We start from the raw sequence: 8,195 nt of genomic DNA on the forward strand, positions 1-8,195 counted from the left end.
CGCGGAGGGGTGAGCTCGCTCTCGCACAACAGCGCGTCCTGAGCCCCGCCCCCCCGGCGCCCCGGCACCCGGGGCGCCGTTCTCTTTTGCAGGACCGCCCGGCCCGGGCCGCATCACCCCGGTATCGCTGCGGCCTGAAGCAAGCGGGCTTCCCTTTGCGCCGGGGCGTACGCCGTCTAGGCTGGTCCAAGGAAAGCGCGCTCCGGCAGCCGGACGCTTTCCCGCTCCATCCAGTCCGGCCCGCACGGCCGGCCACACGGGACCGCAGCATGCATCCAACCGCGACCACGACCGTCACCGCACCGCCGCCCACAGGGCGTTCGGCGGCGTGCCGGCTGCTGGCGGCGACGCTGGCCTGCGCGCTTGTTCCCGCCTCCGCCCTGGCCGGCGACCGCTGGCAACGGCTGGACGATTTCCTGCAGCGCTCCACCACGGCCGATGGCTATCCGGGCGCGGTCGCCGTGGTCGAAGTCGATGGACGCGGCGCCTTCCATGGCAGCCGGGGCCATGCCGACCTCGCACGCACGCGGCCGATGCGCGAGGACAGCATCTTCCGCATCTATTCGATGACCAAGCCGGTGACCTCGGTGGCGCTGCTGATGCTGATGGAGGAAGGCCGGCTGTCGCTGGACGATCCGCTGTCGCGCTACCTGCCCGCCTTCGCCGACCGCCAGGTCGTGGTGGGCGGCGACCTGCGGCATCCGCAGCTGGCGCCGTCGCCCCGGGCGATCACCCTGCGCCACCTGCTGACCCATACCAGCGGTTTCGCCGCGGACGCGGACGCGCATCCGGTCGCGACCCGGCTGCTGAGCGCCGCCGATGTCGACAGCGCCACTTCGCTCCAGGACGTGGCCGCACGCCTGGCCGCGCTGCCGCTGGCCGATGCGCCCGGCACGCACTTCCATTACGAAGGCAGCAACACCGAACTGCTGGCGCGGGTGGTGGAGGTGGTCGGCGGCCAACCCTTCGCGCAGTTCCTGCAGCAGCGCATCTTCGACCCGCTGGCGATGCGCGACACCAGCTTCGAAGTGCCTGCCGCGCAGCGCGGGCGCGTGGTCGACCTGCCGACCAGCAACGACGACGGCAGCCTGCGCCTGGCCGGCACGGCGAGCGCTCGCACCCCCGGGGTGCGCCTGAAAGGCTACGACAGCGGTGCCGGCGGCCTGTACTCCACGGCGGCGGACTACCTGGCGTTCGCACGCATGCTGCTCGACGACGGCCGCGGCGAGGGCCGGCAGCTGCTCTCGCGCAAGACCGTCGAGCTGATGATGAGCGACCAGCTCGGCGGCTTCGAACCTGCAATCGCGAGCGCCGGCAACGGCGAGGGCTTCGGGCTTGGCGGCTACGTGGTGACCGACCCGGCCGCACGCGGGCGGCTGGGCAGCGTCGGCCAGTTCGGCTGGTCCGGCGCGGCATCGACCTACTTCACCATCGACCGCCGCGAAAAGCTGGTGGCGATCCTGCTGATGCAATACCTGCCCGGCGGCGACCGGCCGCTGGCGTCGCCTTCGACCCGCTTCTACAACCTCGTCTACCAGGCCATTCCATGAGTTGCACCGTCCTCGTCGCCGGCTCGGCCAATCTCGACTTCGTGGTGCGCGCGGCGCATGTGCCGGCACCGGGCGAGACGGTGCTCGGCCGCGAATTCCGCACCTTCCCCGGCGGCAAGGGCGCCAACCAGGCCGTGGCCTGCGCGCGCGCCGGCGGCGCCTATACGCGCATGCTGCTGGCGCTGGGCAATGATGACTTCGCCAGGCCCATCGAAGCCTCGCTGCTCGCTGCCGGCGTACAGCTGCACACGGTACGCGATGCGCAGCTGCCGACCGGCACCGCCTTCGTCTGCCTGTCCGACGACGCCGAGAACGCCATCACCGTCGCGCCCGGTGCCAACCTGGCGCTGCAGCCCTGCCACCTGCCCGCGCTGGATGGCGTGCAATGGCTGCTGCTGCAGCTGGAAACGCCGCTGGATACCGTGCTCGCCTACGCACGGGCCGCGCGTGCGGCCGGGGTCAAGGTGGCGCTCAACGCCGCGCCGGCGCAGGCGCTGCCCGATACCCTGCTGGCGCAGCTGGACATGCTGATCGTCAATGAAGGCGAACTGGCCGTCGTCGCCGGCGACCCGCCCGACCTGGCCACCGGTCTGGCGCGGCTGGACGTGCCCTGCGTGATCGTCACCCTCGGCGCGCGCGGCTGCCTGGCGCGCGAGGCCGGCCGCACCCTGCTGCAGCCGGCGTTTTCCATCGCGCCGGTGGACACCACCGCCGCCGGCGATACGTTCTGCGGCACGCTGGTGGCGGCACTGGCGCGCGGGCAGGCGCTGCAGCAGGCGCTGCTCGCCGCCAGCGCCGCGTCCGCACTGGCCTGCACGCGCCTGGGCGCGCAGTCCAGCATCCCGGACACCGCCGGGGTCGCCGCCCTGCTGGCCGATGCCGCGCGCGTCCCCGGCGCCGATGCCCATGCCGCGCTGGCGGCATGGTGCGCGCTCTGACCCTCTTTCGTTTTCCGCTGGATGAATGCCATGACCACGCCGTACACCACGCCCGATTACGACAACGAAGCCGCCGACTACGGGCGTGAGGCGATCCGCACCGAGTACAGGTTCTCGCACGTCACCACCGGCCGTTATCTGCCCACCCCGGGCAAGGCGCCGGCATGGCCGTTCGCCGACATCGGCAGCTGGATGATCGACGCCAATGCCAGCGCCGCGGACTGGTTGACCGAGCTCAAGGACTGGCGCCGCGAGCATCTGGTGCGCATCGGCTATACCGACGTGAACTACCGCCGGCCGGAACTGCAGTGGGCGCAGCGCAATTTCGTACACGCGCAGATGATGGTCGAGGACCGCTATTTCTTCGATGTGGAAACCGCGCAGTACACCGTCGACAAGTACCTGGACGACCTGGTCGAACGCTTCGGCGGGCTGGACTCGGTACTGATCTGGTACATCTATCCGAACATCGGCATCGATGACCGCAACCAGTTCGATCTGGCGCATACGCTGCCGGGCGGCCTGGAAGGCCTGACCGCCGCGGTGAAGGCATTCCAGAAGCGCGGCGTGCGTGTGTTCCTTCCGGCCAAGCCGTGGGACCACGGCACCCGTGACCCGGGCGTGACGCACTGGGACGGCATGGCGCAGATCATCAAGGCCACCGGTGCCGACGGCATCAACGGCGACACCTTCAACGGCGTGCCGCGTGCGTTCTTCGATGCCTGCGATGCCAACGGCAACCCGGTGGTGGTGCAGCCCGAGTCCACCATCAGCTCGGAAGAGCAGCTGATCTGGAACGTGCAGAGCTGGGGCAAGAAGGCACCCGACGGCCCGGTGCCGCCGGTGTCCAAGTGGAAGTGGCTGGAGCCGCGCCACATGGTCAACTACGAGAACCGCTGGGGCCGCAACCGCAACCACGACCTGCAGTACTGCTTCTTCAACGGCATCGGCTACAACGCCTGGGAAAACATCTGGGGCATCTGGAACCAGTTCACCGCGCGCGATGGCGAAACCCTGCGTCGCATCGCCGCCATCTACCGCCAGTTCCCGGCCCTGATCGTGTCGATGGACTGGGAGCCCTACCAGGTCTGCTACCAGGGCGGCATCTTCGCCAGCCGGTTCCCGATCGAAGGCCAGTGCCTGCACACCTTCATCAACCGCAACGAATACGCGGTCAATGGCGAGCAGATCGGCCTGCCGCATGTGGACGGCACCCGTTACTATGATGTCTGGCAGGGCCTGGAGCTGTCGCCGGCCGTGCGTGAGGGCGTGGCCATCATCGAACTGCCGATGGAAGCGCGCGGCTTTGGTGCGGTGCTGAGCGTGCAGCCGGGTGTCGTGGTCGACGGTCTTGATGCATTCCTTGTCGCCGCCGCCAAGCGCGCCGAACAGCCGCTCAACAGTTTCTCCGGCGCATGGAAGGCGATCCCGCAGCAGCTGCGCGAGATCCCCGCCACCACCGCGCAGACTGTCGCGCCGCAGGGCATGGTCACCATTCCGGCCGGCGAATTCGTGTTCGCGGTTGGCGGCATCGAGATCGAAGGCTTCAACTGGGCCGGCCAGGACGTGCAGTTCCCGTGGGAGGACTGCCCGCGCCGCCATCACCGCAAGCTGATGCAGATGCAGGCGTTCCACATCGATCGCCATCCGGTCACCAATGCGCAGTTCAAGGCCTTCATCGACGCCACCGGCTATCACCCGGCCGACAGCATCAACTTCCTCGCCCATTGGGTGGATGGCGCACCACGCGCCGGCTGGGACAACAAGCCGGTGGTATGGGTGTCGCTGGAAGACGCGCGCGCCTACGCCGCGTGGGCCGGCAAGCGCCTGCCGCACGAATGGGAATGGCAGTACGCCGCGCAGGGCAGCGATGGCCGCAGCTACCCGTGGGGCAATGACTGGGACGCCAGCCGCGTGCCGCAGGTAAACCGCGGCCGCCGCGTGCTGGCACCGGCCGATGTCGATGCGCATCCGCAGGGCGCCAGCCCGTTCGGCGTCGAAGACCTGGTCGGCAACGTATGGCAGTGGACCGACGAGTTCGTCGACGAGCACACCCGCGCAGCCATCCTGCGCGGCGGCTCCAGCTACCAGCCGCAGACCTCGCACTGGTACTTCCCGCAGGCCTACCGGCTGGACCAGCACGGCAAGTACCTGCTGATGGCGCCGGCCAAGGACCGCAGCGGCATGCTCGGCTTCCGCTGCGTGGTGGACGCGGCATGAGTGCGCTCATCAGCAGCGGCCAGCAGCTGATCGCGCCGTCGGCGGTACAGCTGGACGGCGTGTTCGGGCAGATGCTGGCGGCCAACCGCAGCGGCCGCCTGAGCCACTTCATCGTCGATGAAACCAGCCCGTCGATCGGCATCTTCGGCCAGGCGCACAAGCAGCAGAACCAGGAAGGCGACTGGTACGGCGAGCACGCAGGCAAGTGGCTGTCGGCCACTGCGCGCGCGGTTGCGCAGGGTGGCCAGCCCGAGCTGGAAGCCAACCTGCGCCGCGTCGCCGATTGGCTGATCAGCCAGCAGGACGACGATGGCTATCTCGGCAACTATGCCGCCGACCGCCGTTTCGGCGTGCCGCAGCCGCCCAAGCCCGAAAGCTGGAACGGCGAACCGGCGCTGCGCACCTGGGACATCTGGACCCACAGCTACCTGATCCTCGGCTTCCTCGAAACCTGGCGTGCGCTGGGCGATGACCGCTACCTGCAGGCCGCGCGGCGCATTGCCGACCTGTGCTGGCAGGCGCTCGAATCGGGCATCGACATCACCACCCTGGGCAACCACCACGGCATGTCGGCCACGGTGCTGCTGGACCCGGCCGCCGACCTGTACCTGGTCACCGGCGAGCCGCGTTATCTGGCGCTGGCCGAGAAAATCCTGCAGCAGGCCAACGCCAACCCGCGCCTGGCCCTGCTCGACAAGGGCATCGCCAACGAGGACGCGGCGTTCATCGCTACCGGCAAGGCCTACCAGCTGTCGTGGAATCTTGTGGGTCTGGCCAAGCTGTACAAGGCCACCGGCAAGGCCGACTACAAGCTGGCCATCGACAACCTGTGGAACAACATCCGCAGCCAGCACCTGACCCTCGGCGGCGGCCCGTGGGGCGGAGTGGCGCATCGCTCGCGCGAAGTGTTCAACGCACCGCGCACGTTCTTCCCGCAGGCCTACGTGGAAACCTGCTCGGTACTGGCATGGATGCAGCTCAACCGCGAACTGCTGGCCATCACCGGCCACGCCCGCTACGCCGACGAGCTGGAACGCACCGCCTACAACGACCTGCTGGCGGCGATGGCGCCCAATGGCGAGGACTGGTGCTACTACACCTTCCCCAACGGCAGGCGCGTGCACACGACTTACTGGCGTTGCTGCAAGTCCTCCGGCGCGATGGCGGTGGAGGAACTGCCGCAGATCGCCTACGGCACCGCCGCCGACGGCGGCCTGCGGGTGAACCTGTACGGTGCAGGCCAGGCCTCCCTGCGCCACGCCGAGGCCGGCAGGGTGACGCTGCAGCAGCACACGCGCTATCCGTTCGATGGCCAGGTCACACTGCGGGTGACGCCGGATACCAGCGCCACCTTCGGCATCGGCGTGCGCATCCCGGCCTGGGCCGAGGACGCGCGCATCCAGGTCAATGGCGTCGATGTACCGGTGCAGCCGGGCGAGGACGGCTTCGTGCAGCTGCACCGCCCGTGGCGCGCCGGCGACATCGTCAACGTGGCGCTGCCGATGCAGCCGCAGCTGCAGCGCGCGGCCAACATCAACGTGCAGGAATCGCGCGCGCCCGATGGCTCACCGGTGGCGCAGGAAGTGCTGCGCTGGGAATACGTCGCCCTCACCCACGGCCCGCTGGTCTACGCCACCGGACTGATCGACGGCTACAAGACCGAGGAGACGCTGAAGCTGCCGGCCGGCGATCCGGCGCAGTGGCTGCGGGTCGGCGAGGACCGGGGCGAAGGCGCACCGGTGACGATGCAGCTGGAATGCCGCGCTCCGCTGGTGTTCGAGCCTTACTACCGCTGCGGCGGGCGCGGGGATGGCGCCTGGCGGTTGACCTGGCTGTCGCTGGCGCCGGTGGATTGAAGGCGCCAGCCCAGCGCCCATTCGCCGCTTTAAGTCCTCGCTGAAAATACCCGCACGATATGTTTCTTCCCGGCACCGCGGAGGAAACTGCAATCAAGGAATCGAGTGCACCCCATGTCAGGAAGCCACAGCCCCTCTCCCTTCGACATCGCCCGCCGCGACGGCGCCGCCGGACCGCTCGGCGGCGTGCGCGTGCTCGACCTGAGCGCCTACATCGCCGGTCCGTACGGCTGCACGCTGCTGGCCGACCAGGGCGCGGAAGTGATCAAGGTGGAGCCGCCGGGCGGCGACAACCTGCGCAAGTATCCGTCCACGCTGGAGGCCGAGAGCCGCGCCTTCCTCGGCGTCAACCGCTCCAAGCGCGGCGTGGTGCTGGACCTGAAGCAGGCCGACCAGCGCGCGGTGCTGATGCGGCTGGTGCGCGAGGCCGACGTGCTGGTGCACAACTTCCGCCCCGGCGTGCCGGCACGGCTGGGCATCGACTTCGACAGCCTGCAGCGGCTCAACCCGCGGCTGGTGTACTGCGCGGTCACCGGTTACGGCGAGAACGGCCCGCTGCGCGACAAGGCCGGCTACGACCAGGTGCTGCAGACCATGACCGGCATGTGCGCGATGCAGGGCAAGCCCGGCGGCGCGCCGGAGATTCTCTACGGCTCGGTGGTGGACTATTACGCCGCCGCGCTGGTGGCCGCAGGCGTGTCCTCGGCGCTGTACGAGCGCGAGCGCAGCGGCGAGGGCCAGTTCGTCGGCGTGTCGCTGCTGCGCAGCGCGCTGACCATGCAGTCGGCGCGGATGATCTGGGCCGAGGGCGAGCCGGAGGCGGTGGGCCGCGACATGCGTTCGGGCGGCGTCACCGGCATCCATCCGACCGCCGACGGCTGGCTCTACATCTCGGCCAACACCCCGCATTTCTGGCAGGCGCTGTGCGAGAAGACCGGCCTGCCGGAGCTGGCCGCCGATCCGCGCTACGACAGCGTGCGCAAGCGCGCGGCGCATTCGGAGGAACTGCTGGCGCGGCTGCACGCCGCGCTGGCCACGCGCGGCGCGCTGGAGTGGGAGGCGCTGTTCGGCGAGGACGTGCCGTGCGCGGCCGCGCGCAAGGTCGAGGACATGTTCGAGCATCCGCAGGTGCAGGCCGAGGACATGGTCGCTTCGCTGCCGCATCCGGTGCTGGGCAGCTACCGTGGCATCACCCGCCCGATCGTGTTCGGGCGCACGCCCGGCCCGCCGCCGTTCGCCGCGCCGGTGTTCGACCAGGACACCGCCATCCTCCTCGCCCGCGTCGCCGAAGACGGCGCCACGCCCTGATCCGGAACGCACAATGACCCTCTCCAGGCTCGCCCAACTGCGCGGACTGTCCGTCGTCGTCGCCGATACCGGCGATTACGAGGCCATCAAGCGCCTGCGCCCGGTCGACTGCACCACCAACCCGACGCTGGTGAAGAAGGCCCTCGACCTGCCGGTCTATGCCGGGCTGATCGAGCGCGAGCTGGCATGGGGCCGCGCGCAGGCCGGCGAGCGCGATGACGTGGCCAAGGCCGTGGTCGACCGCCTGACCATCGGCGTGGGCACGATGCTGGCCGAGCTGGTGCCGGGCCGCGTTTCCACCGAGGTCGATGCCGACCAGGCCC

The 8,195-nt window shown here is 69.7% G+C and carries 6 protein-coding genes; all 6 read left to right on the top strand.

Features of this window, described 5'->3' with window-relative positions:
- The first annotated feature begins 269 nt into the window (after nucleotides 1–269).
- Nucleotides 270–1,550: a serine hydrolase domain-containing protein gene (locus tag QMX80_RS17105; RefSeq protein WP_282278373.1), complete on the top strand. Its 1,281-nt coding sequence runs from the start codon at nucleotides 270–272 to the stop codon at nucleotides 1,548–1,550.
- Complete coding sequence (locus QMX80_RS17110) at nucleotides 1,547–2,488, top strand: ribokinase (protein WP_282278374.1); 942 nt, start codon at nucleotides 1,547–1,549, stop codon at nucleotides 2,486–2,488. The genes QMX80_RS17105 and QMX80_RS17110 overlap by 4 nt, the downstream gene beginning before the upstream one ends.
- 30 nt (nucleotides 2,489–2,518) lie before the next feature.
- Nucleotides 2,519–4,708: a formylglycine-generating enzyme family protein gene (locus QMX80_RS17115; RefSeq protein ID WP_282278375.1), complete on the top strand. Its 2,190-nt coding sequence runs from the start codon at nucleotides 2,519–2,521 to the stop codon at nucleotides 4,706–4,708.
- Complete coding sequence (locus QMX80_RS17120) at nucleotides 4,705–6,564, top strand: beta-L-arabinofuranosidase domain-containing protein (protein WP_282278377.1); 1,860 nt, start codon at nucleotides 4,705–4,707, stop codon at nucleotides 6,562–6,564. The genes QMX80_RS17115 and QMX80_RS17120 overlap by 4 nt, the downstream gene beginning before the upstream one ends.
- Nucleotides 6,565–6,678: 114 nt before the next feature.
- Nucleotides 6,679–7,872 (top strand): CoA transferase, encoded by a 1,194-nt coding sequence (locus tag QMX80_RS17125; RefSeq protein WP_282278378.1) that lies wholly within the window; start codon nucleotides 6,679–6,681, stop codon nucleotides 7,870–7,872.
- Nucleotides 7,873–7,885: 13 nt separating this feature from the next.
- Nucleotides 7,886–8,195: transaldolase family protein (locus QMX80_RS17130; protein ID WP_282278379.1), on the top strand; the 310-nt coding region annotated here is incomplete at its 3' end.

Source organism: Stenotrophomonas sp. PS02297 (assembly GCF_029959705.1).
Taxonomy (GTDB): Bacteria; Pseudomonadota; Gammaproteobacteria; order Xanthomonadales; family Xanthomonadaceae; genus Stenotrophomonas; species Stenotrophomonas nitritireducens.